This window comes from Kitasatospora sp. NPDC002040 (assembly GCF_040296785.1).
GTDB lineage: Bacteria > Actinomycetota > Actinomycetes > Streptomycetales > Streptomycetaceae > Kitasatospora.
The window spans coordinates 139,762-166,084 of the sequence record NZ_JBEOXV010000003.1 but is presented as its reverse complement, the minus strand read 5'-3'; the positions used below and the strand labels follow the sequence as shown (position 1 = coordinate 166,084).

The window sequence follows — 26,323 nt, the reverse complement described above, 5'->3', positions numbered from 1 at the left end:
CCTTAATCGGCCACAGCCCGTCTCTCGGGGCTCGTGTCATACCGCAGGAGGAGAGCCGGAGGCCCCGTGTACACCCAGCGGCGGTGCCGCCAACCGTCCCCCGGAGCGACGGATTCCATGATCACCGCCGGGAGGATGAAGTAGCGGCCGACGCCCTGTGCGGCGGCCGTCCAGACCTCTCCCCGTACGCCCCGTCCGCAAGGAGTCCCCCGTGACCACCACGACCGCATCCGCCGTCCAGACCGGCCAGGCGGCCGCCCGAGCCACCGGCCTGAACAAGGTCTACGGAGAGGGCGAGACCCGGGTGGTCGCGCTGGACAACGTCAGCGTGGCGTTCCCGCAGGGCCAGTTCACCGCCATCATGGGCCCCTCCGGCTCCGGCAAGTCGACCCTGATGCACTGCATGGCCGGCCTCGACACCGTGTCCTCCGGCTCCTCGATGATCGGTGACACCGAGCTGGTCGGGCTGCGCGACAAGCAGCTCACCAAGCTCCGCCGGGACCACATCGGCTTCGTCTTCCAGGCCTTCAACCTGCTGCCCACGCTGACCGCGCTGGAGAACATCACCCTGCCGATGGACATCGCGGGCCGCAAGGTCGACCAGCAGTGGCTCGACCAGGTGGTGGCGACCGTCGGCCTCTCCGGCCGGCTCTCGCACCGCCCCTCGCAGCTCTCCGGCGGCCAGCAGCAGCGGGTCGCCTGCGCCCGCGCGCTCGCCTCCAAGCCCGACATCGTCTTCGCCGACGAGCCCACCGGGAACCTGGACTCGCGCTCCGGCTCCGAGATCCTCTCCTTCCTGCGCAACTCGGTGCGCGAGCTGGGCCAGACCGTCGTGATGGTCACCCACGACCCGGTCGCCGCGTCCTACGCGGACCGCGTGATCTTCCTCGCCGACGGCCGGATCGTCGACGAGCTGACCGACCCCACCGCCGACAGCGTCCTGGACCGGATGCGCCGCTTCGACGCCAAGGGCCGCACGAGCTGACGCTCCGCCACCCACCGGCCCGAACCCAACACCCCCCAGGACACCCCATGTTCCGCACCGCACTGCGCAATGTGCTCGCCCACAAGGGCCGCCTGCTGATGACGGTACTGGCCGTCATGCTCGGCACCGCCTTCGTGGCGGGCACCATGGTCTTCTCCGACACCCTCGGCAAGGCCATGACCAACAGCTACTCCAAGAGCTACTCCGACGTCTCGGTCCTGGTCACCGACAACTCGGCCTCCGCCTACGCCCGCGCCTCGGAGAAGAGCGGCGCCGACACCGAGCTGACCAAGGCCACCGTGGACCAGTTGGCCACGCTGCCCGGCGTGGCCAAGGCCCGCGGCGTGGCGGCCGGCTTCACCGCCGTGGCCGACAAGCAGGGCACCCTGATCGGCCAGGCCTTCGCCGCGTTCGGCGCCAACTGGAGCCCGGACGCCACCGGTCAGGACTCGCGCTACCCGATGGCCGAGGGCCAGGGCCCGAAGCGCTCCGGCGAGATCGCGCTCGACCGCGCGACCGCCGACAAGGGCGGGTACAAGGTCGGCGACACCGTCCGGATCGCCGGCAACGGCCCGGCCCAGGACGCCCGGCTGACCGGCATCTTCACCACCGACGACCCGGAGATCACCTCCGGCGGCACGCTCGCCCTGATGGACACCGCGACCGCGCAGCAGTTCCTGCTGGCGCCCGGTCAGTTCTCCAGCATCGCCGTCCTGGCCAAGCCCGGTGTCTCCCAGACCGCGCTCCAGGACCAGGTGCTGACCAAGCTCCCGCCGGGCAACCAGTACACCGCCCAGACCGGCGACCAGCTCAACGCCGACCAGGCCAAGCAGATCGAGTCCGGCACCAGCAACATGAAGACCATGCTGCTGGCCTTCGCGGGCATCTCGCTCTTCGTCGGCATCTTCATCATCGCCAACACCTTCACCATGCTGATCGCCCAGCGGATCAAGGAGCTGGCGCTGCTGCGCGCGGTCGGCGCGAGCCGGGGCCAGATCACCCGCTCGGTGCTGGCCGAGGCGCTGCTGATCGGGCTGACCGCCTCGCTGACCGGTCTGCTGGCCGGCGTCGGCATCGGCGCCGGGATGCAGGCCCTGATGGCGCACTTCGCCGACGGCATGCCGACCGGCCCGCTGGTGGTCGCCCCGGCCACCGTGGTGGTCGCGCTGCTGGTCGGCGTGCTGGTCACCGTGGTCTCCGCGGTACTGCCCGCGCTCCGCGCCTCCCGGGTCGCCCCGGTGGCCGCGATGAGCAGCGGCGACGCCCCGACCAGCCAGAAGAGCCTGATCGTCCGGAACGTGTTCGGCTCGCTGCTCACCGCCGGTGGATTCGCCATGATCCTGGGCGGGGCCGCGATGGGCGGGGACGACGGCCGCTACGTGATCATGGGCGGCGCCCCGATCGCGATGATCGGCATCTTCGTCCTGCTGCCGCTGCTCTCCCGTCCGGTGATCGCGCTGGCCGGCCCGCTGCTGGCCCGGCTGGCCGGTACGCCGGGCAAGCTGGCCCGCCGCAACGCGGTGCGCAACCCGCGCCGGACCGCCACCACCGCCGCCGCCCTCACCATCGGCCTGACCCTGGTCACCGCGATGACCGTGCTCGGCGCCTCGGTCAGCGGCGCGGTGGACCGGATCGTCACCAAGGGCGTGGTGGCCGACTACGACGTCAGCAGCGCCAACCGGATGAGCCTCTCCCCCGAGCTGGCCGCGAAGATCGCCAAGGCCCCCGGCGTGACCGCCTCGGCCCCGATCGGCAACGCCTACTGGGAGCTGGACGGCCGCAGCGGCGCGGTCAGCGGGGTGAACGCGCAGCAGCTGCCCAAGCTGCTCGACCTGACCATGGACAGCGGCTCGGTCGACGCGCTGGCGAAGGGTCAGGCGCTGGTCGCCTCCGACACCGCCAAGAAGCAGGGCCTGACGGTCGGTTCGGCCATGAAGGTCGACTACCGCGACGGCTCCACCGGCACCCTCACCGTCGGCGGCGTGTTCCAGCCGATCGACCTGCTCTCGCCCACCGTGGTGGCCGACAGCGTGATGGCCCAGCACGACAAGGAGGCCGACATCCGGGACATCCTGGTGAAGGGCGCGAACGGCCCGACCAAGGAGCTCCAGCAGTCGGTCAAGGCGGCCACCGGCAACAACCCGGTGATCGAGGTGAAGAGCCAGCAGGACATGAAGGACGAGTTCAGCAAGATCATCGCCTTCGCGCTGAACATGATGTACGGCCTGCTCGCCATGTCGGTGCTGGTCGCCGTGCTCGGCGTGGTCAACACCCTGGCGATGTCGGTGTTCGAACGGAAGCGGGAGATCGGGATGCTGCGTGCGATCGGGCTGGACCGACGGGGCATCAAGCGGATGGTCCACCTGGAGTCGGTGGTGATCTCGCTGTTCGGCGCGACCATCGGCGTCCTGCTCGGCACCTTCCTGGCCTGGGCGGTCAACTCCACCCTGAGCTCCAGCATCCCGGGCCTGGTCACCGAGCTGCCGTACGGCCAGCTGCTGCTGTTCCTGCTGATGGCCGGGCTGGTCGGCCTGGTGGCCGCGCTCTGGCCGGCCCGCCGGGCGTCCAAGCTGGACATCCTGTCGAGCATCAAGACCGACTGACGGGACGACAGCGGCCCCCACCGGAGAGGGTTTCCGGTGGGGGCCTTCGGTTTTCCGACTGCTGACGTTCTGAACTGCTGTACTCCGCCCGGTCGCACGGCCGGCTGAGCACCACGGAGGTCGTGGTCCGGCGGCGCTGCCGGGCGGAGATCCTCCGACTCATACCCCGGGTCGTCCCGGGGCCGGTCGTCCTACTTGCTCGCGAGCTCCTTCACCGGCTCGGCGGCGGCCACGGGCTTCGGCGCGGGGGCCGCGGCCTCCTGGAACGCCTCGAACGGCTTCTCCATCTGGGCCAGACCGACGGTCTCGCGCTTCAGGAACATCGCCAGCGTCCAGTCGGTGAAGACCCGGACCTTGCGGTTCATGGTCGGCACCCGGCTGCCGTGGTACAGGCGGTGGAACCACCAGGCCGGACGGCCCTTCAGCTTGTACTTGCCGAAGAGGATCGCCACGCCCTTGTGCAGGCCGAGACCGGCCACCGCACCGAGGTTCTTGTGCTTGTACTCGGCCTGCGGGAAGCCCCGCATGCCCGAGATCACGTTGTCGCCGAGCACGATCGCCTGCCGGACCGCGTGCTGCGCGTTCGGCGGGCACCAGGCGCCCTCGCCGACGGCGAGGTCGGGCACCTGGGCGTTGTCGCCGGCCGCCCAGACGTAGTCGAAGCCCTGGACCTGGAGGGTCGGGGCGGTGTCCACGTGACCGCGCGGGCCGAGCGGCAGACCGAAGTGGTTGAGGATCGGGTTGGGCTTGACGCCGGCCGTCCACACGATGGTGGAGGCATCCGCCTCGACGCCGTTCTTCAGCACCACGTGCTGGTCGACGCAGGAGTCCATCGAGGTCTCGATGTAGATCTCGATGTTGCGCTCTTCGAGCTTCTCCTTGGTCCACAGACCGAGGTCCGGGCCCATCTCCGGGAGGATGCGGTTGGCCGCCTCCACCAGGATGAAGCGCATGTCGTCGCGGCTGACGGTGCGGTAGATCTTCGCCGCGTCCCGGGCCATGTCCTCGACCTCGGCGATGGTCTCGACGCCGGCGAAGCCGCCGCCGATCACCACGAAGGTCAGGGCCTTGCGGCGGATCGCCTCGTCCGTGGTGGACTCGGCCTTGTCCAGCTGCGCCATGACGTGGTTGCGGAGGCTGATCGCCTCCTCGACCGTCTTCATGCCGATGCCGTGCTCGGCCAGGCCGGGGATCGGGAAGGTGCGGGAGACCGAGCCGGTGGCGACGACCAGGTAGTCGAAGGACAGCTCGTACGAGTCGCCCGCCGCCGGGTGGATGGTGGCGACCTTGCGGGCGTGGTCCACAGCGGTCACGTGACCGGTGAGCACCTCCGCCTTCTTCAGGGCGCTGCGCAGCGGGGCGACGAGGTTGCGGGGCGCGACGTTGCCGCCGGCCGCCTCGGGAAGGAAGGGCAGGTACGTCATGTACGACCGCGGGTCGACGACCGTGACGGTCGCTTCGCCGTAGCGCATCTTCTTGAGGATGCGCATCGCGGCATACAGGCCGACGTAACCACCGCCGACGATCAGGATGCGAGGACGCTCCGTGGTGCTCATATCGGAAAGTATCCACCCCCGTTCGGGGGCACCTTCGTGAGGCCCGTCACAAGCCTCTGGACACCACCTGCTACACTGCGCGGCCACACCTGCCACCGGGCGGTGTCACCTGACCGCGGCGGAGCGCTCCTGGTGCGGCCTCCGGCCGACCGGGCCGCTCTGAGCAGCAACGATCCCGGCGGCAGACGGGTTCCCGCACTGGTGTTTCGATTCCATCACCGACTCGCGGGCCTGCCTGCGATCCCATGGGCACCCTCCGGAGTCGACCTTCGGTCCCGGATTCCGGACGGACCGGGCATCCAACTGCGACGAATGACTGGATCGCCATGTGAAGAAATTCACGAAGTTTCTCGCGGCACGCCGTGCAGCGGACGGCCCCGGGTGCCATTCAGGCGTCCCGGGGCCGTCCGACGGGGGTCCGGCAGGGGTCGGCGAGCGGTCAGGAGACCAGGCTCCAGGCGATCCCGTCGAGGATGTCGTGCTCGCTGACGACCAGCTCGGCGGCGCCCGTCCGCTCCATGATCTCCAGCAGCACCAGGGCGCCGGCCCCGATCACGTCCACCCGGCCCGGGTGCATCACCGGGATCGCGGCGCGCTGCTCGTGCGTCATGGTCAGCAGCCGCCCGGCCACCTCGCGGACCTGGTCCACCGTCAACCGGGCGTGGTGGATCGCCGCGGAGTCGTACGAGGACAGCTCCAGCGCGATGCCCGCCACCGTGGTGACGGTGCCCGCCAGGCCGACCAGGGTGGCCGCGGTGGTCAGCGGGACCACCTCGGCGGCCCGGTCCAGCGCGGCCCGGACATCCGCCCGGACGGCCTCGATCAGCTCGGGCCCGGGCACCTCGGTGCCGGCGAAGTGACGCTCGGTCAGCCGGACGCAGCCGATGTCCACCGAGCGGGCCGCCTCGACCACCTGGTCGCCGAGCACGAACTCGGTCGAGCCGCCGCCCAGGTCGAAGACCAGGTAGGGGGCGGCGAACTGGCCCCCCGTCAGCTCCTTGGTGGCGCCGGTGAAGGAGAGCAGGGCCTCCTCGTCGCCGCTCACCACGGTCGGCTCGACCCCGAGGATCCCGTGCACCCCGGCCGCGTACTCGGCGCTGTTCTCGGCGTCCCGGGAGGCACTGGTGGCGACGAACCGCAGCCGGTCGGGGCCGACCCCGTACTCGGCCAGCACGGCGGCGTACTCGCGGCAGGCGGCGAAGGTGCGCTCCAGCGCCTCGGGCGCCAGCCTCCCGGTCCGGTCGACGCCCTGGCCGAGCCGGTTGATCACCATCCGGCGGTCCAGGTCGGTGATCTCCCCGGTCTCCGGGTCGAGGTCGGCGACCAGCAGCCGGATCGAGTTGGTGCCGCAGTCGATCGCGCCGACCCTGGTGACGCTCATGCGGACTCCGTCCCGGCCGTGTCGACCTCTGCTTCTGCCTCGGCCCGCTTGGCCGCGCGCTCGGCGGCCAGCTGCTCCTTGGCCGCGATCACGGCCTCGTGGTCGTGGTCCTTGGCCCGGTTCCTGGCCACCCGGCCGCCCGCTGCCTCGACCTCCTCCGGCGAGACGCAGGGGCCCTTGGCCCACCAGTCCTCCAGCATCCCGATCGCCTCGTCGCCGAGCGGGTTGACGCCCGGGCCGGCCGCCAGCGAGTGGCCGACCAGCACGTGCAGGCACTTCACCCGGTCCGGCATGCCGCCGGCGCTCGGGAAGCCCTCCAGCACCTCGATGGCGTCCCGGCGCGCGATGTAGTCCTCGTGCGCCTTCAGGTACGCCGCCGCCAGCTCGGGGTCCTCGGCCAGCCGGGCGGTCTGATCCTTCATCACCCCGTCCGCCTCCAGGGTGCCGATCAGCGAGGCGGCCTTGGGGCAGGTCAGGTAGTACAGGGTCGGGAACGGCGTCCCGTCCGGCAGCCGGGGCGCGGTCTCCACCACGTCGGGGTTGCCGCACGGGCAGCGGTGCGCCACCCCGCGCAGGCCGCGCGGGACGCGGCCGAGCTGGGCCGCGATCGCGGCGACGTCCTGGTCCGGGACGGTCGGGTTCTCAGTCATGGGGGTGCTGCCTCTGGCGGTATCTAGCGGGGTGCGGGGGTGGAGTCGGCCTGGTCGACCGAGTCCCAGACACTGGCGTACCAGGGCTGGGCGGCCTTGGCCTGCGGGGCTGACGCCGCGTCGGCCGAGGAGGGCTTGGTGCTCGGCGGGTTCGGGTCCACCGAGATGAACGGGGTCTCACCCGGCATCGCGTAGTGCAGGCGCTCGCGGCCCTGCGCCTTCACGAACTCCGGGTCCTGCCAGCGGGCGCGCTCCCGGCGGAGCTGCTCGACCTGCTGCCTGGCGTGCTCGGCCTTGGTCCGCTGGGCGGAGATCTCCGAGCGCTGCGAGATGAACTGCCGGGTCGGGTAGGCGAGGATCGCCACCAGCGAGCAGAGCACGAGCACCAGCACGGTGGCCCGGCTGGTGAAGCGGGGTCGCCCCGCCATACCCGGAATCTTCCACATCACTGCTGCCCCTCCTGCCGCGCACACGCCGGTGCCCCGGCCCACCACCCTACGGGGTGGGAGCCGGGGCACCGGTGCAGAAGCCTGGGGTGTCAGCCCCCGGTCTCTCAGGCCTCGGACTTGAACCGCGGGAACGCGCCGCGGCCGGCGTACTCGGCGGCATCGTCGAGGATCTCCTCGATCCGCAGCAGCTGGTTGTACTTGGCGACGCGCTCGGAGCGGGCCGGGGCGCCGGTCTTGATCTGGCCGCAGTTGGTGGCGACGGCGAGGTCGGCGATGGTGACGTCCTCGGTCTCACCGGAGCGGTGCGACATCATGCAGCGGTAGCCGTTGCGCTGGGCCAGCTCGACGGCGTCCAGGGTCTCGGTCAGCGAACCGATCTGGTTGACCTTCACCAGCAGCGCGTTGGCGGTGCCGGTCTCGATGCCACGGGCCAGGCGGGCCGGGTTGGTGACGAACAGGTCGTCGCCGACGATCTGGACCTTGTCGCCCAGCTCGACGGTCATGGCCTTCCAGCCGTCCCAGTCGGACTCGTCCAGCGGGTCCTCGATCGAGACCAGCGGGTACGCGGCGACCAGCTCGGCGTAGTACGCGATCAGCTCGGCGGAGGAGAGCGCCTTGCCCTCGAACTGGTAGGCGCCGTCCTTGAAGAACTCGGAGGCAGCGACGTCCAGCGCGAGCGCGACGTCCTTGCCCGGGGTGTAGCCGGCCTTCTTGATGGCCTCGACGATGAGGTCGAGGGCCTCGCGGTTGGAGTCGAGGTTCGGCGCGAAGCCGCCCTCGTCGCCCAGACCGGTGGAGAGGCCGCGCTCCTTCAGCACGCCCTTGAGCGTGTGGTAGACCTCGACGCCCCAGCGGACGGCCTCGGAGAAGGACTCCGCGCCGATCGGCGCGATCATGAACTCCTGGATGTCGACGTTGGAGTCGGCGTGCGACCCACCGTTGAGGATGTTCATCATCGGGACGGGCAGCACGTGCGCGTTCGGGCCGCCGAGGTAGCGGAACAGCGGCAGGTCGCTGGCCTCGGAGGCGGCGTGCGCCACGGCGAGGGAGACGCCGAGGATCGCGTTGGCGCCGAGCGAGGACTTGTCCGGGGTGGCGTCCAGGTCGAGCATGGCCTGGTCGATCAGGCGCTGCTCGGTGGCGTCGTAGCCGACCAGCTCCGGGCCGATCTGCTCGATGACGGCGAGGACGGCCTTCTCGACACCCTTGCCGAAGTAGCGGTTCTTGTCGCCGTCGCGCAGCTCGAGAGCCTCGAAGGCACCGGTGGAGGCGCCGGACGGAACGGCGGCACGGCCGGTGCTGCCGTCGTCGAGACCGACCTCGACCTCGACCGTGGGGTTGCCGCGGGAATCGAGGATCTCGCGGGCTACGACGACATCAATGGACGGCACGAGGCATCTCCTTGGCGGAAGCGGGATGTGTTGTCGTTTACGACCAGAGCCTAACCGCACCTCGGCCCGGGACCACGCTGACCTTGGTCCTGTCTCACCGTGTGGCCCGGCTACTCACCGGTAGTTCACCTGAATGACCGCGAACGGGGCCGAACCGGAACGAGCCGGTGCGGCCCCGCGCTGACGGTGTGTCGTGGATCGGTGCGGCCCGGTCAGCCGAGCTTGAGCACCTGGCCCGGCAGGATCAGGTCCGGGTCGCCGCCGATCACGGCCGTGTTCGCCTGGTAGACCTGGTGCCAGTCCAGCCCCTGGGCGGCGGCGATGCCGGAGAGGGTGTCACCGGACTTGACGGTGTATCCGCCGGTGGCGGCGGGTGCCTTCGGCGCCGCGTGCTTCGGCGCGCTGACGGTCGGCGCGGCCGCCTTGGGGGTGGCCGGCTTCGGCGCCGCCTGCTGCTTCGGGGCGGCCTTGGTCTCCGCCTTCGGGGCGGCGGCCCGGGTCTCCGAGCGCGAGGCCTTGCCCGCCGAGGTGTCGACCTGGGCGGGCGAACCGCCCTTGGTCAGACCGGCCTTGACGGAGCAGACCGGCCAGGCGCCGGGGCCCTGCGAGGCGAGCACCTTCTCGGCGACGGCGATCTGCTGGCCCTTGCTGGCCTGGTTGGCCTGCGCGGCGTAGGACTGGCCGCCGAAGGCCTTCCAGGTGCTCGGGGTGAACTGGAGCCCGCCGTAGAAGCCGTTGCCGGTGTTGATGCTCCAGTTGCCGCCGCTCTCGCACTGGGCGACCTTGTCCCAGGTGTCGACCGGGGCGGCGTGGGCGCCGGTGGCGCTCAGCAGCGGCAGCGCGAGGCCGACGCCTGCAACTCCCGCGACGGCGATGACCTTCTCGGCCTGCGTACGACGACGATGACGGCCCGAACCGGTGAAGAGCATGAAGAAGTCCCTCTCCGCACGCCTGCGAGGTGAGCTGTCGGGTTCGGACCGGGAGGTGGCCCGGCCGCCATCGCTGGCGGCTTCACCCCAAGCCGTGGGGGACGGCGAATTACGTGGGTCCCCCGCCCCTGCCCAAGGGTCTGGTCGGTGTCCCGGCAGCGCGGCGGGCAGGATTCGGCGTTCCGCGCACGGGGTTCGCAGCTGCGAACACCAGGGAGAGTAAGCAGATGACCAGATGGATCACAAGCTTATGTCGAACAGATCACACATAAATCACGCTGCGCAGCGGGACGTCCACAAACCATACTGGTATGTCCGGATTGATGCGTACTCAGATCACGCCCGATCAGATCTGACCGACACGCCGTCAGTTCTCCGGGGTGAACGACACCGGCAACTCCCGCAGCCCGCGCATGATCAGGCCGCCCCGCCAGCGCAGCTCGGCCGGATCGGCGGCAAGTTGCAGGTCCGGCAGCCTGGTCAGCAGCGTGGCGAGGGCGAATTGACCCTCCATCCGGGCGAGCGGCGCACCGATGCAGTAGTGGATGCCGTGACCGAATCCGAGGTGCGGGTTGTCCTTGCGCGCCAGGTCCAGGGTGTTCTCCCCGGCGAACCTGGCCGGGTCGCGGTCGGCCGCGGCCAGCACCACCAGCACCGGGTCGCCGACCGGGATGTCCACCCCGCCGATGCTCAGCGGGTGGGTCGCGAACCGCCAGGTGGCCAGCTCCACCGGACCGTCGTAGCGCAGCAGTTCCTCCACTGCCGTGGCCAGCAGCTCCTTCTCGCCGCGCTGCACCGACTCCTGCAGCAGCGCCCGCTGGGCCGGGTTGCGGAGCAGCGCGTAGGTCCCGTTGCCGATCAGGTTGATGGTGGTCTCGAAGCCGGCGAACAGCAGGATGAAGGCCATCGCGGCGGCCTCGTTCTCGGTCAGGTGCTCACCGTGGTCACTGGCCCGGATCAGCCCCGAGATCAGGTCGTCGCCGAGATCGGCCCGCTTCCGGTGGATCAGCTCCAGCAGGTACGTCCTGATCTTCTTCACCGCCCGGCCCACCCCGCCGCGCTGGCCGCCGTGGTGACGGATCATCGCCCCGGCCCAGTCGCGCAGGTCGTCCTGGTCCTCCGGCGGCACGCCGAGCAGGTCGCAGATCGCGTAGATGGGCAGCGGGAAGGCGAACTCGTGGATCAGGTCGGCCGAGCCGCGCTGCGCGAAGTCGTCGATCAGGCGGTCGGTCAGCTGCTGCACCCTCGGCTCGAACTCGGCCACCCGGCGGGGGGTGAACGCCTTCGACACCAGCCGGCGCAGCCGGGTGTGGTCCGGCGGGTCGATGTTCAGCAGATGCGTCATCAGATCGGCCTGCCGCTCCCCCGGGATGCCGACCCGGCCGGTCTTGTGGGCCTGTCCGCTGTGGTGCGCTGGGTTCTTCGAGAGCCGCCCGTCCGCCAGTGCCTGCCGGGCGTCCGCGTACCGGGTGACCAGCCAGGCCTCCACCCCGCTGGGCAGCGTGGTGCGGTGCACCGGAGCGTGCTCGCGCAGCCAGGCGTACGCGGGATAGGGGTCGGCGGCGAACTCCCAGGTGAAGAGTTCCGGCTGGGCGGTTCGGTGCGTGTCCGGCATGTCCTGAACCGTAACCCGCGGATGCACCTGCGGAAGTATGCGTGAGCCTGGTCACCTGGCGGGTAAATGCCCTTGCGGAGGATCGGCTCGTGCTTACGATCCTCCGATACGGTCTCGGTGGACGCCGGTGCGGCGTGCTCCACCGGGCGTAGCGCTCAAGGAGGAGCAGGCCATGCGGGTAGCCGGGGCAGTGGTGGTCATCGCGGTACTCGAAGGCGGTTCAGGCGTCGACCTGGCCCGCCGCTTCTCGGCGGCCGGAGCGGCCGGCATGCTGATCGCCGACCAGCACCCCGGTGTCGCGGAGGACCTCGCCACCGAACTCGACCGGCCCGGCTGCCCCGTGGTCGGCGTCAGCGGCGACGCCCGGCAGCCCAGTGACGTGGCCGCCCTGGTGGCCACCGCCGCCGAGCACCTCGGGCCGATCGACCTGTTCTGCATCACCGGCCCCGGTGGCGAACGCATCCTCGCGCTGGCCGAACTCCCGGACCACCTGGCCCCGCTGGCCGAGCTGCTGGCCCAGATCGGCGACGCCATCGGCGAGGTCGTCACCGACACCGTCCCGGCCCAGCGCCGACCGGTCGGGACCGCCGTCCAGGCCTGACCCGCTCAGTACGGCGGCCCGATCGGCCGCCCGTCGCTGTAGTAGGTGCGGAGCAACGAGAGTTCGACCACCGGACGGCCGGCCGCCAGCGCTCGCCGGGCGGCGTCCAGCCCGTCGAACTTCCGCACGTCGCGCCGGTACTGGCTGGTCCCCTCCAGCCGCAGCTCGTTGTCGAGCTCGGACAGCCCGGCCTCGTCCCGGACGAAGGTGACCAGCAGGCAGTCGCGCTCCAGCCGGTCGAGGTAGTCCTGCCGGAGCATCCAGACGTCGCCGGAGCCGCCCCGATCGGCGCTGCGGGTCCAGCCGAGCGCGCGGAGGGCCTGGTCCCAGTCCCGGCCTGCGGCCACCGGATTGCCGTCGAGGGCCAGGTACCTGGCCTGCTGGCGCTGGCAGTTGATCCCGCCCCGGTCGTGCGTCTCGAAGTCCCAGGGCCAGATGCAGTGGTCCAGCTCCGCCGTGCCGAGCAGCTCCGGCCGGCCGGGCAGGGCGGCGAGCACCTCGGCCAGGCTCCGGTCCAGCTCGGCCCGGGCCGTGGCGCTCGCCCTCGACACCTTGCCGGAGTTGGCCGGTCCCGACTCGCCCGGCAGGACCCAGGCGTAGCAGTACCAGCCCGCGCCCAGCACCATCGCCGCCGCCACCGCGAGCAGCAACAGGCGGCGCACCCAGGGAAATCCGATCTCGGTCATCCGGGCGAGACTGCCAGCCGGGTGTCACGGCCCGGCCACGAATCCGTCCGCGATCCGGCACACCGTCAGGCCAGGCCCTCCGCCGAACGGATCCGGTCCCGGTAGGCGCGGGCCGCGGTGCGCAGGGCGGCGTCCACGTCCACGTCCGCGTCGTAGGCCCGTTGGGCCAGCGCGAGCAGCAGGCGGCCGGCCGACTCCTGGGTGAGCTCGGCGGGGAGCTCGTACGCGGCGTCGGGGACGGCGGTGAAGCCGGCCCGGCGGACCCGGGAGACCAGCTTGGCGGCGTAGGCGAGGGCGGGCAGTCCGGCCGGGACGCCGTCCAGGACCGACTCGCGCTGCTTCTCGGCGGCCTTGAGCTGCTCCCAGTTGGCCTCGACCTCGGCGGCCTCGGTGGCCTCGACGTCGCCGAAGACGTGCGGGTGGCGGTACATCAGCTTCTCCACGATGTCGCCCGCGACGTCGTCGATGGTGAACGGGTCCTCGGCGTGCTCCTCGGCGATCCGGGAGTGGAAGAAGACCTGGAGCAGGACGTCGCCGAGCTCCTCCCGGAGCGTCGCGCGGTCGCCCTCCTCGATCGCCTCGACCAGCTCGAACGCCTCCTCCACCAGGTACTTCACCAGCGAGGCGTGGGTCTGCTCGGCGTCCCAGGGGCAGCCGCCGGGCGAGCGGAGCCGGTCCATCACCGAGGCCAGGTCGAGCAGCCGGGCACCGGGCAGGTCGTACGAGCCGGGCAGCACCTCGATCTCGGGCACCCGGCCGGCCTCCTCCACCGCGATCCGGGCCAGCGCGTCGGTCAGCCCGGGGTCGCCGTCGGTGCTGCCGAGCCAGAGCACGGTGCCCTCGGTGCCGGTGAGCAGCCGGGCCAGCGCCGGGGCGGAGCCGCGTTCGACCAGCTCCACCTCGACGCCGGCCTGGCGGACGGCGGGGAGCTGGGGGTGCTCCGGGTCCGCGGCGAGGACCCGGGCCGCCCCGTGCAGGGCCTGCCAGGCGGGCCAGGAGAGCAGGCCGGGGGCGACCCGGTGGGTGGTGGTGAGCAGGATCAGCTTCGGAGTGTCCACGGCTCCGAACCTACCTGCTCAGGCGGTGGCGGCGGGCTGCTTGATCCAGTCGGAGACGGTGTTGGCGAGGCCGATCTGCTGGACGTCCCAGTGGCCGTAGCGCGGGTTGACGTCGATCTTCAGCTTGGCCCCGGCGTCGGTGAGGGCGGCCCGGACGACGGCGTCTCCCTCGCTGGTGCGGGCGTCCTTGCCCGCGGCGGCGGCGAGCTTCCTGATGCCCAGCTGCTGGCGGTAGAAGGCGTCCACGTCCCCGGCGGCGACGCTCTGCTTGAACAGCAGCTCGCGCTGGAGCTCCGCCATGCCGCCGAGCATCTCGGCCTCGGCCTCCCGGGCGTCGGCGATCTCCCCGTCGGTGACGGTGAGGTTCCGGTCGGCCAGGGCCCGGTCCACCACCTGGTTGAGCACCAGTTCGGCGACGGTCCGGCGGACCAGCCCGGCCCGCTCGGTGCTGCGCTGGCCGCCCGACTCCGCCGCCACCGCGTCCCGCAGCCCGGTCACCCGGGACTCGACCGCCGCGATGCTGATCCGCTCACCGCCGACCACGGCCGCCGAACCCTGGTGCGGCGTCCCACTGCCGCACGCGGCCAGGGTGGCGCCCGCCAGCAGGACGACGACGACGGTGCAGCTGCGGCGGAGCGCGGAACGGGTGCGGATCACGTGGGGCTCCCGGGAGTTGTGGGGTGCGCGTGGTTCTCCTGACGGGGTCCAGTCTCCAAGCTCCGGGGCGTTTGGCCAAGGGTGTCGGCGCGAGCCGGGGGCCTTGATTCGGGCATTCCGGTCGGACCGGAAACCGGTTGGAGCAACAGATGGTTGACGACCTATCATCCAAACCTCTGATCATTTTTGACGTTAGTGAGTTCATTCGGTGAAGCTCTCCCGCGTTTCGGCTGTCCTGACCGCAGTCGCCCTCACTCCCGCGATCCTGTTCCCGACCTCGGCCGGTGCCGCCGACAGCACCACGCCGGCCGGTGTCTCGGCCAAGGACGCACCGGACCAGGCGGACGAGGACAACCTGGTCGCGATCCTGCGGATCATCGCCGACAAGAACACCGGCCGCGCCCTGATGGCGGCGGCCCAGAAGGCGATGGACGGCACCGCGGCGGACCGGGTGTACTTCCTCACCACCGGCCGGTACCTGGCCCAGCTGTTGGACGACCGGGTCCGGGTCGCCCGGGCCATGGGCGAGGGCGGCCCGGCGGTGCAGGCGGCCGCCCGCGCCGCCCTGGACGTGAACACCGCCGAGGCCATCCACGAGTTCCTGACCACCGGCCTCGCGAAGGCCCAGAGCGCCGACCGGGTGACGGTCAGCCGGCTGGCCGAGACCGAGGGGCCGGCCGTCCGGAAGGCCGCTCTCGCCGCACTGGAGGCCGGTGACTACAAGGCGATCGGCGCGTTCTTCAACGGCGGGCAGGAGCAGGCCCGGACCGAGGACCGGATCGCCACCACCCGGTTGATGTCCGTCGGTGGCCCCACCGTCAGGAAGGCCGCCAACGCCGCCCTCAGCGGCAGCTACGCCGACATCGCCGAGTTCCTGAACCACGGCTGGGCCAAGGCTGACGCCGAGGACAAGGCGGACGCCAAGGCCGCCGAGGACAAGGCCGCCGCCGAGAAGGCAGCTGCGGACAAGGCCGCTGCGGAGAAGGCGGCCGCGGACCAGGCCGCTGCCGAGCAGGCCGCCAAGGACAAGGCCGCCGTCACCCAGGCGAAGCTGCCCGGCACCCCCGCCGTCGCCCCGGCGACGACCACCGGCCACACCGAACTCGCCGCGACCGGCGCCGACTCGGACCTGCCCTGGCAGATCGGCGGTGGCGCGGCCGCCCTCGGCCTTGGCGCGGCCCTGCTGGTGGCTTCGCGCCGCCGCCCGGGCATCGAGGTCTGATCCCGGCTCAACAGGTGAAGGGGGCGCTTCGGCACCCCCCTTCGTCATGCGCTCAGCCGGTGGCGTACGGGTTGTCCCGGACCGGGGTGGGCGGCGGGGTGGCCGCACCGAGGCCGTTGAGGTGGGTGCGGAGCCGCAGGACGTCCGGGTGGTGCGGGCCGTGGCTGCGCTCGCGTTCCAGCAGCAGTTCTAGCAGCCACCGCCAGGCGCCCTCGCGGTCGCCCAGCTGAATCCTCAACAGGCCCATCTGCTCGCGGAGTTCGAAGGAGCGGTCGGGGTCGGCGGCGGCCCCGGCCAGCAGCTGCCGGTACTCCGCCAGCGCCTCCGGGTAGCGGCGCTGCTCGCGCAGGGTCCGGGCGTAGATGGTCCGTACGGTGTGCACCAGCGGTGCGGCGTCGCCGAGTTGGGCCCGGGCCTGCGGCAGCAGCCGGGCAGCCAGGTCCGTCACCTCGGCGTAGCGCCGGGCCGCGACCAGGTCGGAGAGCTCGGCGCAGGCGGCGGTGAGGTCCTCCGCCGGACCCGGCCGGGCCGCAGGCACAGCGGGCGCGGCGGCTGCGGTGGGCACCGGGCCGACGGACTGCGGCTGGTGCGGGTACCGGTAGGGGTGGGTCGGATCGGGCAGCGCGCCGTACGGGGGCTGGAGTTCGGCCCCGGCGGCGGGGAGCAGCGGCAGCAGCCGGGCGTACACCCGGCGGGCGTCGGCCGGGCGGTCCTCGGGGCGCTTGGCCAGCAGCTCCAGCACCAGGGCCTCCAGCGCGGCAGGCACCTCGGGCCGGATGCCGCGCAGGGGCGCGGGCGGCTCGTCGACGTGCCGCCGGAGCACCCCGAGCGCGGTCGGGGCGCGGAACGGGGCCTCGCCGGCCAGCATCTCGTGCAGCAGGCAGCCGAGCGCGTACAGGTCGCTGCGCGGGTCGGCGGTGGCGGACAGGGCCTGCTCGGGTGCCATGTAGGCGGGGCTGCCGATCGGGACGCCGGTCAGCGTCAGCCGGGTCGCGTCGGCGTCCAGGGCGGTGGCGATGCCGAGGTCGAGCAGCACCACCCGGCCGTCCTCACGGACCATCACATTGCTCGGCTTGAGGTCGCGGTGCACCACCGGCACGGCGTGCACGACGGTCAGCGCGGTGCACACCTGGGCCGCGACGGCGACCGCCCAGCCGATCGGGAACGGGTCCCGCTCGGCGATCAGGTCGGCCAGGCTCAGACCGGGGACGCGCTGCATCACCAGGTAGAGCTCGCCGCCGTCCTCGCCCGCGTCGAAGACGGTGACCAGGCCGGGGTGGTCGAGCGCGGCGGTGATCCGGCTCTCGCGCAGGAAGCGGCGCCGGAGCTCGCCGCCCCGGCTGGCGCCGGCGTCCGCGCCGGTGCCGTCGGCGGAGCTGAGCAGGTCGGTGCGGAGCAGCTTGACCGCGACCTGGCGGCCGAGCCGTTCGTCGTGCCCGGCCCAGACCTGGCCCATGCCGCCGTGGCCGATCTTCTCCGCCAGCCGGTAGCGGCCGGCGATCACCCGGGAGCTGCTCACCGGCCGCCGTCCTGGGACTGACGGCGCAGCAGCTCACCGAGCTGCTGGAGGTCGTCCTGGGTCGGCGCGGACCGCTGCGGCTGCGGTGCCTGCTGCGGGTGGTGCGCCTGCTGGGGCTGCGCCGCCCCGGCCAGGTACGGCGGCGGCGGGTACCAGGCGGCGGGCGGAGCCGGCGGGGCGGCCTTCGGGGTGCCCCAGACGCTGCGGGAGTCGGCCACAAGCAGGTGCACCGGCGCACCGAGCATCAGCGCCAGCACGGCGAAGCCGCCCGCCAGGTCCCAGCCGGTCTCGGTGCCCTTCTCGGTCAGCCCGAGGCTGACGTACATCAGCAGCTGGAGCAGCCCGAACACCACCGCCCCGAGCACGTCCCAGACCCGCTTGCGGCGCAGCGCGAGCAGCAGCGGGGGCACCATCCCGAGCGTCCCGAGCGTGACCAGCGGGGCGAGGCAGAGCAGGACCTTCGGTCCGGCCCGGAACGGACCGGGCGCGCCGAACTGCTGACCTGCCATGCGGACTCCCGTACGAGGACTGAACGTTCCCGCACACGGTACCCTCCGGCACCCCCCGCCAGCAGCGGCTCTCAGGGTTCCAGGGTGCCCGCCGCCAGACCGTCCGTCAGGCCCTGGGTGAGGGTGCGGGCCAGCGCCGCGGCCTGCTGGAGCGCGGCCTCGAACTCGGCGATCCGGTGGAAGGCGGCGCCGAGTTCGCGCTGCCGCTCGATCGGGAGCCGGGGCAGCTCGAACCGGCGGATGTCCAGCCGGGTGGTGCCGGAGGCGTAGCTGCTGGCCCGCCGGGTGGCGTCGGTGGCGCGCAGCCGGCCCGCGAGGTGGTCGGGGTCGAGCTGGCCGGGGTCGGGGCGCAGCAGGTGCACCCGGGCGCCGAGCGCCGCGCCGTCGTACGGGTCGCCGGGGCGGACCACCCGGGCGGCGGCGTTGGCCAGCGCGGGGACCAGCACGTCGCCGGGGCGCGCCATGAGCACCGGTCCCTCGGCGGCGAGCACGGCGGCGGGCGGGGTGCCCGCGATCAGGTCCTGGTCGGTGAGCAGCGGGGTCTCCCCCGGGGCGAACGGGGTCCGGGCCGGGGCCCCCTGGCCCGCCGGGTGGACCTCCAGCGCCCCGGCCCGGGCGAGTTCGCCGACCGTGACGGTCGGCGGTGTCCCGGCCGCTGCGACTGGCCGGACCCTGGGCAGCAGGGCCTCGGGCTCGGCGAGGGCGGCGAACCGCTCGGCCAGCCGGAGTTGAAGGTGGGTCAGCCCGTCGGCGTCCTCGGCCGGGGCGGCCGGGGGGAGGTGGCGGGCGGGGGCCAGGTCGGTCTCGTCGTCGAGCAGGTCGATCGCGGCGACCGTCCGGTGCACGCCCGGCCGGTCGGCCGGCAGCGGCGCCCCGGTCGCGGCCGCGGCGTCGAAGGCCCGCCAGGCGTCCAGCACGGTGCGGTGCAGCAGCGGCCAGTCGATCCGATCCCGGCCGCCCTCGCCGGGCCCGGCCCCGGTGGCGTCCAGCAGCAGCACCTGGCGGAAGTCGTCGCCCGGCACCGGCCCGCGCAGCACCCACAGGTGCAGCGGGACCCCGTACGGCGGGGCGGCTCCGGCGGGCAGGGCGACCACGGCCCGCAGCGCGCCGGAGCGGAGCAGCTCGGCCCGCACCCGGCGGCCCGCCCGGCGGGAGGCGACGGTGGGCGGGAGCAGCAGCGCGGCCAGCCCGCCCGGGGCGGTGTGCGCCAGGCAGTGCAGCACCCAGGCGAGTTCGGACTCGCCGCGCGGCGGGACCACCCCGGCCAGCCAGCGGGAGTCGTACTGGAGCTCGTCGTGGCCCCAGTCCCGCTCGTTGTACGGGGGTTGGCAGAGCACCGCGTCGGCGGTCCCGCCCGGATGGGCGTCGGCGCGCAGGGCGTTGCCGGGGCGGAGGTCGAGGCCGAGCGGGCCCGCGGTGGCGGCGGGGGTGTGCAGGGCGAGCCGGAGCAGGGCCAGCGCGCCGTGCACCGGGTCCGCCTCCTGGCCGGCCCGGCGGGCCGCCCGGGGGGCGGCGAGCAGCAGGGCGCCCAGGCCGCAGGCCGGGTCGAGCACCGAGCCGGGGTGCCCGGCCAGTGCGGCGAGCAGCCCGGCGGCCTCCGGCGGGGTGGGGCCGAGCTGACGGCTGTTCGCCTCGCCGTAGCGGGCCAGCAGCTGCTCGTACGCGGCCACCGGGCCGTCCCGGTCGGCCAGGCGGGCCAGCAGCCGGGCCAGGTCGAGGTAGGTGGCACCGGCCAGGACGGGGAGGTCGAGCAGCGCGGGGGCGTCCGGGCCGAGGGTGCTGACGGTCAGTCGGCGCAGCTCCCGGGGCAGTGCGGTGGCCAGGGCGGTGTCGGGCTCCCCGGCCAGCGCGGCCCAGGCGGCGGGCTCGCGGTGCAGCAGCAGCAGGAAGGCCCCGGCCGCCGGGACGGCGCCGGCCGGGTGGCCGGCCGGGTCGCGCAGGGTCTCCAGCCCGCGCCAGACCTGCTCCAGCACCGGGAGCTCGGCGAGCTTGCCCTGCTCCCGGAGCCACTGCTCGACCTGGTCGAGCCGGAAGGTCGGGCTGCTGTCACTGCCGCCCGCCGGACGCGGGAAGTCGGGGTGGCGGCGGCGCCAGTTGCTCACCGCGGCCCGGCCGACGCCCGCCAGCCTGGCGATCTCGACGGCGGTCACCTCGGGGCGGTCCGGCATCCGGTCCGGCATCTGGGGGCTCCTTCGGGGGCGGCGTGTGACCACACAGCATAGCGATGACGCCTCCGGCGCGACGTTCACGCGTGAACAGAGCACTTTCCCGAATCACTGTTGACATCGTTCACAGCTGATGATGTGATCTACCCATCGCAAGCGGCAGCCGCCGCACCGCGAACAGCCCGACAAGACCTGGGAGTTCCGCCATGGCCATCGCCACCACCACCCGCCGCCGCGCCGCCCTGCTGCTCACCGCGGGCCTGGTCGTCCTCGGTGCCACCGCCTGCACCGACACCGACCCGGCGGTCTCCACCGAGGCCAAGCCGGCCGCCACCGCCCCGGCCGACGGCAGCAAGGCGCCCGACGCGGGCAAGAGCAAGGACGCGGCGAAGGCCCCCGCCAAGATCGGCGACACCATCGCCCTCAAGGGCGCACTGCCGGAGAGCACCGCCGACGTCACCGCGGTGAAGCTGGTCGACAACGCCGAGGGCGCGGACGAGTTCAACAAGCCGGCCGACGGCAAGCGCTTCGTCGCGGTCCAGTTCCGGATCAAGGCCACCGGCAAGGGCTACAACGACTCGCCGTCCAACAGCGCCAAGCTGATCGACGCCCAGGGCCAGGCCTTCAACACCAGCCTGTCCGACACCAAGGCGGGCCAGTCCTTCGCCGCCGGCACCACCATCGCGACGGGCGAGAGCGGCCTCGGCTTCCTCACCTTCGAGGTCCCCGCCGACGCCAAGCTCGACAAGGTGCAGTTCACCCTGGACAGCGGCTTCGCCCCGCAGACCGGCCAGTGGAAGCTCGGCTGACCCGCCGTCGGCCCCGGGGGAAACCGAAGGCGGCCTCGGGCACCGAGACCCGAGACCGCCAGCTGCTCCTGCTCCTGCTTCCGGCCGGAGCCGGCCGGGCTACTTCTTCGCCCCCGCCAGATCGTCGAACATCGTGGTCAGGAACTCCCGGCACCAGTCCAGCAGTTCACGCCCGACCAGCGGCTTGCCGCCGATCCGGCCGGTGGACGGCCGGGGCACCAGCAGCTGCTGGGCGGTGGCCTTCACCTGGCTGCGCGGGTAGAGCCGGTTCAGCCGCAGCTGCTGCGACTCCCGCAGCTCCACCGGACCGAACCGGACGTTGGCCCCGGCCAGCGTGATGTCGCCGATCCCGCACCGCCGCGCGTACAGCCGCAGCGCCGCGACCAGCAGCAGGTTCTCCACCGGCTCGGGCAGCTTGCCGTAACGGTCCGTCAGCTCCTCCCGGACCTGGACGATGTCCTCCTCCGAGTTCACCGCCGCGATCGAGCGGTACGCCTGCAGCCGGAGCCGCTCGCCCGGGGCGTAGTCGTGCGGCACGTGGGCGTCCACGGGCAGCTCGATCTTCACCTCCAGCGGCTCCTCCTCCGGCTCCCCGCCACCGCCGGCCAGCGAGTCGCGGAACTCCGCCACCGCCTCGCCGACCATCCGCATGTAGAGGTCGAAGCCGACCCCCGCGATGTGCCCGGACTGCTCGCCGCCGAGCAGGTTGCCCGCGCCGCGGATCTCCAGGTCCTTCATCGCCACGTACATACCGGCACCCATCTCGGTGTGCTGGGCGATGGTGGCCAGGCGCTCGTGCGCGGTCTCGGTGAGCGGCTTCTCCGGCGGGTACAGCATGTACGCGTAGCCGCGCTCGCGGCCGCGGCCGACCCGGCCCCGCAGCTGGTGCAGCTGGGACAGGCCGAAGGTGTCGCCGCGCTCCACGATCAGGGTGTTGGCGTTCGAGATGTCGATGCCCGACTCCACGATGGTGGTGGAGACCAGCACGTCGAACTCCTTCTCCCAGAAGTCGACCACCACCTTCTCCAGCTGGTTCTCGCCCATCTGCCCGTGCGCGGTGGCCACCCGGGCCTCCGGCACCAGCTCCTTGATCCGGGCGGCCGCCTTGTCGATCGACTCGACCCGGTTGTGGATGTAGAACACCTGGCCCTCGCGCAGGAGTTCACGCCGGATCGCGGCCGAGATCTGCTTCTCGTCGTACGGGCCGACGAAGGTCAGCACCGGGTGCCGCTCCTCCGGCGGGGTGGTGATGGTGGACATCTCCCGGATGCCGGTGACCGCCATCTCCAGCGTGCGCGGGATCGGGGTGGCCGACATGGTCAGCACGTCCACGTTGGCCCGCAGCTTCTTCAGCTGCTCCTTGTGCTCGACGCCGAAGCGCTGCTCCTCGTCGACGATGACCAGGCCCAGGTCCTTGAACCTGGTCTCGTTCGAGAACAGCCGGTGGGTGCCGATCACCACGTCCACCGAGCCCTCGAACAGCCCCTCCAGCACGGCCTTGGCCTCGCTGTCGCTCTGGAACCGGGACAGCGCCTTCACGTTCACCGGGAAGTTGGCGTACCGCTCGGCGAAGGTCGAGAAGTGCTGCTGCACCAGCAGCGTGGTCGGCACCAGCACCGCCACCTGCTTGCCGTCCTGCACCGCCTTGAACGCGGCCCGGACCGCGATCTCGGTCTTGCCGTAGCCGACGTCGCCGCAGATCAGCCGGTCCATCGGGACCGACTTCTCCATGTCCGACTTGACCTCGGCGATGGTGGTCAGCTGGTCCGGCGTCTCCGCGTACGGGAAGGCGTCCTCCAGCTCGCGCTGCCAGGGGGTGTCCGGGCCGAAGGTGTGGCCGGGGGCCGCCATCCGCGCGCTGTAGAGCTTGATCAGGTCGGCCGCGATCTCCTTGACCGCCTTCTTGGCCCGCTGCTTGGTCTTCGCCCAGTCCGCGCCGCCGAGCCGGTGCAGGGTCGGGGCCTCGCCGCCGACGTACTTGGTCACCTGGTCCAGCTGGTCGGTCGGCACGAACAGCCGGTCGCCGGGGTGGCCCTTCTTCGCGGGGGCGTACTCCAGCACCAGGTACTCGCGGGTGGCGCCCTGCACGGTGCGCTGCACCATCTCGACGTACCGGCCGACGCCGTGCGCCTCGTGCACCACGTAGTCGCCGGCCGCCAGCGCGAGCGGGTCGATCGCGTTGCGGCGGCGGGACGGCATCCGGCGCATGTCCTTGGTGGAGGACTTCTGGCCGGACAGGTCGGTCTCGGTGATGACGGTCAGCTTGAGCTGCTCGTCCACGAAGCCGTGCTCGATCGAGCCGCAGGAGACGTACACGACGTCCCGGGTCGGCGCCTCGCCCAGGTCAGCGACCAGCCGGGCCGGGATGCCCTCGCCGCTCAGCACCTCCGCGAGCCGGGAGGCCGGGCCGTGGCCCTCGGTCACCATCACGACCCGCCAGTCGGCGTTCAGCCGCTCCTTGGCGTCCGCGATGGCGCGGGCGGTGTCGCCCCGGTACGCCTCGACGGCGTGCATGCCGAGGGTGAGCGTGTTGGCGTCGAACTCAAGGATCTCGGTGACCGAGGAGTCGCTGGTGGCGAACGGACTGACGGACCACCAGGGCAGCCCGACCTCGGCGGCGTGCTCCCGGACGTCGGCGAGCGACCAGAGCGAGGCGGCCGAGACGTCGATCATCTCGATGTCGATCGGGCGGTCCCCACCGGAGGCGGCGGCCACCCAGGAGGCGTGCAGGAACTCCTGACTGGTCGCCACCAGGTCGGCCGCCCGGGTGCGGACCCGCTCCGGGTCGCAGACCATCGCGACCGAGCCCTGCGGCAGCACGTCGAGCAGCAGCTCCATCTCGTCCACCAGGACGGGCGCCAGCGACTCCATGCCCTCGACCGCGATGCCCTGGGCGATCTTGTCCAGGATCTCGGCCAGCTCGGGGTGGCGCTCCGCCAGCTCGGCGGCCCTGGCCCGCACCTCGTCGGTCAGCAGCAGCTCGCGACAGGGCGGCGCCCACAGGCCGTGCTGCGCGATCTCCAGCGAGCGCTGGTCGGCGATCTTGAAGAACCGGATCTCCTCGACGTCGTCGCCCCAGAACTCGACCCGGAGCGGATGCTCCTCGGTCGGCGGGAAGACGTCCAGGATGCCGCCGCGCACCGCGAACTCGCCGCGCTTCTCCACCAGTTCGACCCGGGAGTAGGCGGCGGCCGCGAGCTTCCTGGCCACCTGCTCCAGGTCGTGCTGCTCGCCCCGCTGGAGCGCCACCGGCTCCAGCTCGGCCAGGCCCTTCACCTGCGGCTGCAGCACCGAGCGGACGGGGGCCACGATCACCTGCACCGGACCGGCGGCCGGGTCGTCGGCGCGCGGATGGACGATCCGGCGCAGCACCGCCAGCCGGCGGCCGACCGTGTCCGACCGCGGCGACAGCCGCTCGTGCGGCAGCGTCTCCCAGGCCGGGAACTCGGCCACCGCGTCCGGCGGCAGCAGCGACCGCAGGCTGGCCGCCAGGTCCTCCGCCTCCCGGCCGGTGGCGGTCACCGCGAGCACCGGACGGCCCCGCTCCCCCGCCTTCCCGGCCAGCGAACGCGCCAGTGCGGCGATCGCGAACGGACGGGCGGCGGGCGGTCCCACCAGGTCGAGGTGCTGCCGCTGCCCGGCGGCCGCGGCCTCGATCGCCTCGGCGAGGGCGGCGTCCCGTACGACGACATCGAGCAGTCCGGACAGGCTCATACTTCTCGGCTCCACGGCTGGAGTGCCCAGGCGCCGGAGCGACCGGCCGGGCAACGCGAACGGCCCGGAACGCGGAGCGCCCCGGGGGTCACCAGCGTACGCCGTGGGCAACCTTTTGCAGGTGTGCAACCGGGCGGACGCCCGGAGGCGGGCCACCCCACAGATCACGAACTCGACATATTGCTGTCACTGCACGTCCATGGTGGTCGCGCAAGATGGTGTTCGTGCCCGCCGCACCCAACCGTGGGGGATGGCTGTGGCGGCGCGGACGCACCCCGATGGGGGTCGGAGTGCGTGGCCGGGCGGCCCTGGGTGGGGGCGCCCGCGCCCATTCGCGGGAGCCGTGGTGCCCTTTCCTGGAGGGCGCCGCGGCCCCTGGCTTTTTCCCGGCCGGTGCCGTTTCCGCCACTTTGCCCGAAGGCCCACGGAGCCCGGCCGGGCTCCGTACTCTCTCGTGTGAAGGCGGTGTGGGGACACCGTGAATCGCGATGGAGGGGGTACTTCGTCATGCGCGTCGTCATCGCAGGCCAGGGGTATGTGGGGCTGCCACTGGCGGTCCGGGCCGCCGAGGTCGGGCACCAGGTGGTCGGGTACGACGTGGACGAGCGGCGGGTCAAGCGGCTCGCCCTCGGCGAGTCGTACGTCGAGGACATCCCGGCCGAGCGGCTGCGGCCGCTGCTGGAGAGCGGGGCGTACCAGCCGACGGCCGACCCGGCCGAGGTGGCGGGCTTCGACATCGCGGTGATCACCGTGCCGACGCCGCTCCGGGACGGGGTGCCTGACCTCTCGTTCATCGAGTCCTCGGCCGAGCTGCTGGCCCGCTACCTGCGCCCGGGCGCCACCGTGGTGCTGGAGTCGACCACCTACCCGGGCACCACCGAGGAGCTGCTCGCCCCGCTGCTGGAGCAGGGCTCCGGCCTGACGGCCGGTCAGGACTTCCACCTCGGCTACAGCCCGGAGCGGATCGACCCGGGCAACCCGACCTGGAAGCTGGAGAACACCCCGAAGGTGGTCTCCGGCACCTCGCCGGCCGGGCTGGCGGCGGTGGACGGCTTCTACGCCCAGCTGGTGGAGCGCACCGTACCGGTCTCCTCCACCAAGGAGGCCGAGCTGACCAAGCTGCTGGAGAACACCTTCCGGCACGTCAACATCGCCCTGGTGAACGAGCTGGCGATGTTCGCGCACGACCTCGGCATCGACGTCTGGGAGGCGATCGACGCCGCCTCGACCAAGCCGTTCGGCTACCTGCGCTTCACCCCGGGGCCCGGCGTCGGCGGGCACTGCCTGCCGATCGACCCGTCCTACCTGTCCTGGCGGGTGGAGCGGGCGCTCGGCCAGTCGTTCCGCTTCGTCGAGCTGGCCAACGACGTGAACAGCCACATGCCCGACTACGTGGTGCGCCGGCTGACCGAGGCGCTGAACGACCGGCAGCGCTCGGTCAAGGGCTCCCGGGTGCTGCTGCTCGGGCTGGCGTACAAGAAGAACACCGGTGACGCCCGGGAGACCCCGGCCGCCCGGGTGGCCGAGCTGCTGGTCCGGATGGGCGCCGAGGTGCGCGCCGCCGACCCGCACGTGGTGGTCGGCGTGCACGTGCCCGACCCGGTCATCCCCGGCCAGCGCGCCGCCGAGCCGGACGCCCACGGCGACCCGTTCGCCGCCGTGCTCCGGGTCGAGGCCACCCCGGAGGAGCTGGCCGCCGCCGACGCCGTGGTCCTGCTCGCGGACCACGACGACTTCGACTACGAGGCGATCACCGCCCACTCCCGCTACGTGCTGGACTGCCGCCGCCGGCTCACCGGCGGCTCGGTCGAGGTGCTCTGACCG

At 72.5% G+C, this 26,323-nt stretch carries 20 protein-coding genes and 1 riboswitch; of the genes, 6 read left to right on the top strand and 14 right to left on the bottom strand.

Going from position 1 to position 26,323, the window contains the following annotated elements; genetic code table 11:
- Positions 1-211: 211 nt before the first annotated feature.
- A complete protein-coding gene (locus ABT118_RS11020; protein ID WP_350658583.1) occupies positions 212-985 on the top strand; it encodes an ABC transporter ATP-binding protein in 774 nt (257 codons plus the stop codon).
- A 47-nt stretch (positions 986-1,032) separates the two neighbouring features.
- On the top strand, positions 1,033-3,588 hold the full coding sequence (locus tag ABT118_RS11015; protein WP_350658556.1) for an ABC transporter permease: 2,556 nt from the start codon (positions 1,033-1,035) through the stop codon (positions 3,586-3,588).
- A gap of 191 nt (positions 3,589-3,779) precedes the next feature.
- On the opposite strand, the gene ABT118_RS11010 is transcribed toward ABT118_RS11015, so the two are convergent.
- The 7 genes from ABT118_RS11010 to ABT118_RS10980 form a co-directional block, all read right to left on the bottom strand.
- The gene (locus ABT118_RS11010; protein WP_350658542.1) at positions 3,780-5,144 is read right to left on the bottom strand and encodes an NAD(P)/FAD-dependent oxidoreductase; all 1,365 of its coding nucleotides are present in this window, start codon (positions 5,142-5,144) and stop codon (positions 3,780-3,782) included.
- A gap of 439 nt (positions 5,145-5,583) precedes the next feature.
- On the bottom strand, positions 5,584-6,525 hold the full coding sequence (locus ABT118_RS11005; protein WP_350658530.1) for a Ppx/GppA phosphatase family protein: 942 nt from the start codon (positions 6,523-6,525) through the stop codon (positions 5,584-5,586).
- The gene (locus ABT118_RS11000) at positions 6,522-7,175 is read right to left on the bottom strand and encodes a DUF501 domain-containing protein (protein ID WP_350658510.1); all 654 of its coding nucleotides are present in this window, start codon (positions 7,173-7,175) and stop codon (positions 6,522-6,524) included. The genes ABT118_RS11005 and ABT118_RS11000 overlap by 4 nt, the downstream gene beginning before the upstream one ends.
- 23 nt (positions 7,176-7,198) lie before the next feature.
- Positions 7,199-7,603, bottom strand: a complete 405-nt coding sequence (locus tag ABT118_RS10995; protein ID WP_350658499.1) for an FtsB family cell division protein — start codon at positions 7,601-7,603, stop codon at positions 7,199-7,201.
- A gap of 125 nt (positions 7,604-7,728) precedes the next feature.
- Positions 7,729-9,015: a phosphopyruvate hydratase gene (gene eno / locus ABT118_RS10990; RefSeq protein ID WP_350658486.1), complete on the bottom strand. Its 1,287-nt coding sequence runs from the start codon at positions 9,013-9,015 to the stop codon at positions 7,729-7,731.
- Between the two features lie 212 nt (positions 9,016-9,227).
- Positions 9,228-9,944, bottom strand: a complete 717-nt coding sequence (locus ABT118_RS10985) for a transglycosylase family protein (RefSeq protein WP_350658463.1) — start codon at positions 9,942-9,944, stop codon at positions 9,228-9,230.
- 5 nt (positions 9,945-9,949) lie between these two features.
- Positions 9,950-10,100, bottom strand: a riboswitch (cyclic di-AMP (ydaO/yuaA leader).
- Positions 10,101-10,311: 211 nt separating this feature from the next.
- Positions 10,312-11,559 carry a cytochrome P450 family protein gene (locus ABT118_RS10980; RefSeq protein ID WP_350658439.1) on the bottom strand — a complete coding sequence of 416 codons (1,248 nt, stop codon included), beginning with the start codon at positions 11,557-11,559 and terminating at the stop codon, positions 10,312-10,314.
- Positions 11,560-11,731: 172 nt separating this feature from the next.
- Between ABT118_RS10980 and ABT118_RS10975 the strand changes: the two genes are divergently transcribed.
- Positions 11,732-12,160 (top strand): SDR family NAD(P)-dependent oxidoreductase, encoded by a 429-nt coding sequence (locus tag ABT118_RS10975; protein WP_350658423.1) that lies wholly within the window; start codon positions 11,732-11,734, stop codon positions 12,158-12,160.
- A gap of 5 nt (positions 12,161-12,165) precedes the next feature.
- Here ABT118_RS10975 and ABT118_RS10970 read toward each other — a convergent pair whose 3' ends face one another.
- The 3 genes from ABT118_RS10970 to ABT118_RS10960 form a co-directional block, all read right to left on the bottom strand.
- Positions 12,166-12,846, bottom strand: coding sequence for a hypothetical protein (locus ABT118_RS10970; protein ID WP_350658389.1), 681 nt, complete (start codon positions 12,844-12,846; stop codon positions 12,166-12,168).
- A 65-nt stretch (positions 12,847-12,911) separates the two neighbouring features.
- A complete protein-coding gene (locus tag ABT118_RS10965) occupies positions 12,912-13,904 on the bottom strand; it encodes a nucleoside triphosphate pyrophosphohydrolase (protein WP_350658379.1) in 993 nt (330 codons plus the stop codon).
- An 18-nt stretch (positions 13,905-13,922) separates the two neighbouring features.
- Positions 13,923-14,561 carry a SurA N-terminal domain-containing protein gene (locus tag ABT118_RS10960; RefSeq protein WP_350658355.1) on the bottom strand — a complete coding sequence of 213 codons (639 nt, stop codon included), beginning with the start codon at positions 14,559-14,561 and terminating at the stop codon, positions 13,923-13,925.
- Between the two features lie 208 nt (positions 14,562-14,769).
- On the opposite strand from ABT118_RS10960, the gene ABT118_RS10955 reads away from it, so the two are divergent.
- The gene (locus tag ABT118_RS10955; RefSeq protein ID WP_350658317.1) at positions 14,770-15,783 is read left to right on the top strand and encodes an ALF repeat-containing protein; all 1,014 of its coding nucleotides are present in this window, start codon (positions 14,770-14,772) and stop codon (positions 15,781-15,783) included.
- 52 nt (positions 15,784-15,835) lie between these two features.
- Here ABT118_RS10955 and ABT118_RS10950 read toward each other — a convergent pair whose 3' ends face one another.
- From ABT118_RS10950 to ABT118_RS10940, 3 genes are all read right to left on the bottom strand, one after another.
- The gene (locus ABT118_RS10950; RefSeq protein WP_350658301.1) at positions 15,836-17,302 is read right to left on the bottom strand and encodes a serine/threonine-protein kinase; all 1,467 of its coding nucleotides are present in this window, start codon (positions 17,300-17,302) and stop codon (positions 15,836-15,838) included.
- Positions 17,299-17,811: a hypothetical protein gene (locus tag ABT118_RS10945; RefSeq protein ID WP_350658274.1), complete on the bottom strand. Its 513-nt coding sequence runs from the start codon at positions 17,809-17,811 to the stop codon at positions 17,299-17,301. The genes ABT118_RS10950 and ABT118_RS10945 overlap by 4 nt, the downstream gene beginning before the upstream one ends.
- Positions 17,812-17,882: 71 nt before the next feature.
- Complete coding sequence (locus tag ABT118_RS10940; protein WP_350658260.1) at positions 17,883-19,991, bottom strand: N-6 DNA methylase; 2,109 nt, start codon at positions 19,989-19,991, stop codon at positions 17,883-17,885.
- A gap of 191 nt (positions 19,992-20,182) precedes the next feature.
- Here ABT118_RS10940 and ABT118_RS10935 point away from each other — a divergent pair, with 191 nt between their 5' ends.
- A complete protein-coding gene (locus tag ABT118_RS10935; RefSeq protein ID WP_350658228.1) occupies positions 20,183-20,785 on the top strand; it encodes a DUF4352 domain-containing protein in 603 nt (200 codons plus the stop codon).
- A gap of 99 nt (positions 20,786-20,884) precedes the next feature.
- Here ABT118_RS10935 and mfd read toward each other — a convergent pair whose 3' ends face one another.
- Positions 20,885-24,499 carry a transcription-repair coupling factor gene (gene mfd, locus ABT118_RS10930; protein ID WP_350658214.1) on the bottom strand — a complete coding sequence of 1,205 codons (3,615 nt, stop codon included), beginning with the start codon at positions 24,497-24,499 and terminating at the stop codon, positions 20,885-20,887.
- A gap of 507 nt (positions 24,500-25,006) precedes the next feature.
- Between mfd and ABT118_RS10925 the strand changes: the two genes are divergently transcribed.
- Positions 25,007-26,320, top strand: coding sequence for a nucleotide sugar dehydrogenase (locus tag ABT118_RS10925; protein ID WP_350658187.1), 1,314 nt, complete (start codon positions 25,007-25,009; stop codon positions 26,318-26,320).
- Positions 26,321-26,323 lie beyond the last annotated feature (3 nt).

Excerpts from the sequence above, each read along its gene's own strand:
- ABT118_RS10995 (WP_350658499.1), bottom strand. The coding sequence starts at position 7,603 with ATGGCGGGGCGACCCCGCTTCACCAGCCGGGCCACCGTGCTGGTGCTC.
- ABT118_RS10925 (WP_350658187.1), top strand. The coding sequence starts at position 25,007 with ATGCGCGTCGTCATCGCAGGCCAGGGGTATGTGGGGCTGCCACTGGCG.
- ABT118_RS10975 (WP_350658423.1), top strand. The coding sequence starts at position 11,732 with ATGCGGGTAGCCGGGGCAGTGGTGGTCATCGCGGTACTCGAAGGCGGT.
- ABT118_RS11005 (WP_350658530.1), bottom strand. The coding sequence starts at position 6,525 with ATGAGCGTCACCAGGGTCGGCGCGATCGACTGCGGCACCAACTCGATC.
- ABT118_RS10970 (WP_350658389.1), bottom strand. The coding sequence starts at position 12,846 with ATGACCGAGATCGGATTTCCCTGGGTGCGCCGCCTGTTGCTGCTCGCG.
- ABT118_RS10940 (WP_350658260.1), bottom strand. The coding sequence starts at position 19,991 with ATGCCGGACCGGATGCCGGACCGCCCCGAGGTGACCGCCGTCGAGATC.
- ABT118_RS10985 (WP_350658463.1), bottom strand. The coding sequence starts at position 9,944 with ATGCTCTTCACCGGTTCGGGCCGTCATCGTCGTCGTACGCAGGCCGAG.
- ABT118_RS10980 (WP_350658439.1), bottom strand. The coding sequence starts at position 11,559 with ATGCCGGACACGCACCGAACCGCCCAGCCGGAACTCTTCACCTGGGAG.
- mfd (WP_350658214.1), bottom strand. The coding sequence starts at position 24,499 with ATGAGCCTGTCCGGACTGCTCGATGTCGTCGTACGGGACGCCGCCCTC.
- ABT118_RS10935 (WP_350658228.1), top strand. The coding sequence starts at position 20,183 with ATGGCCATCGCCACCACCACCCGCCGCCGCGCCGCCCTGCTGCTCACC.
- ABT118_RS11010 (WP_350658542.1), bottom strand. The coding sequence starts at position 5,144 with ATGAGCACCACGGAGCGTCCTCGCATCCTGATCGTCGGCGGTGGTTAC.
- ABT118_RS11015 (WP_350658556.1), top strand. The coding sequence starts at position 1,033 with ATGTTCCGCACCGCACTGCGCAATGTGCTCGCCCACAAGGGCCGCCTG.
- ABT118_RS10945 (WP_350658274.1), bottom strand. The coding sequence starts at position 17,811 with ATGGCAGGTCAGCAGTTCGGCGCGCCCGGTCCGTTCCGGGCCGGACCG.
- ABT118_RS11000 (WP_350658510.1), bottom strand. The coding sequence starts at position 7,175 with ATGACTGAGAACCCGACCGTCCCGGACCAGGACGTCGCCGCGATCGCG.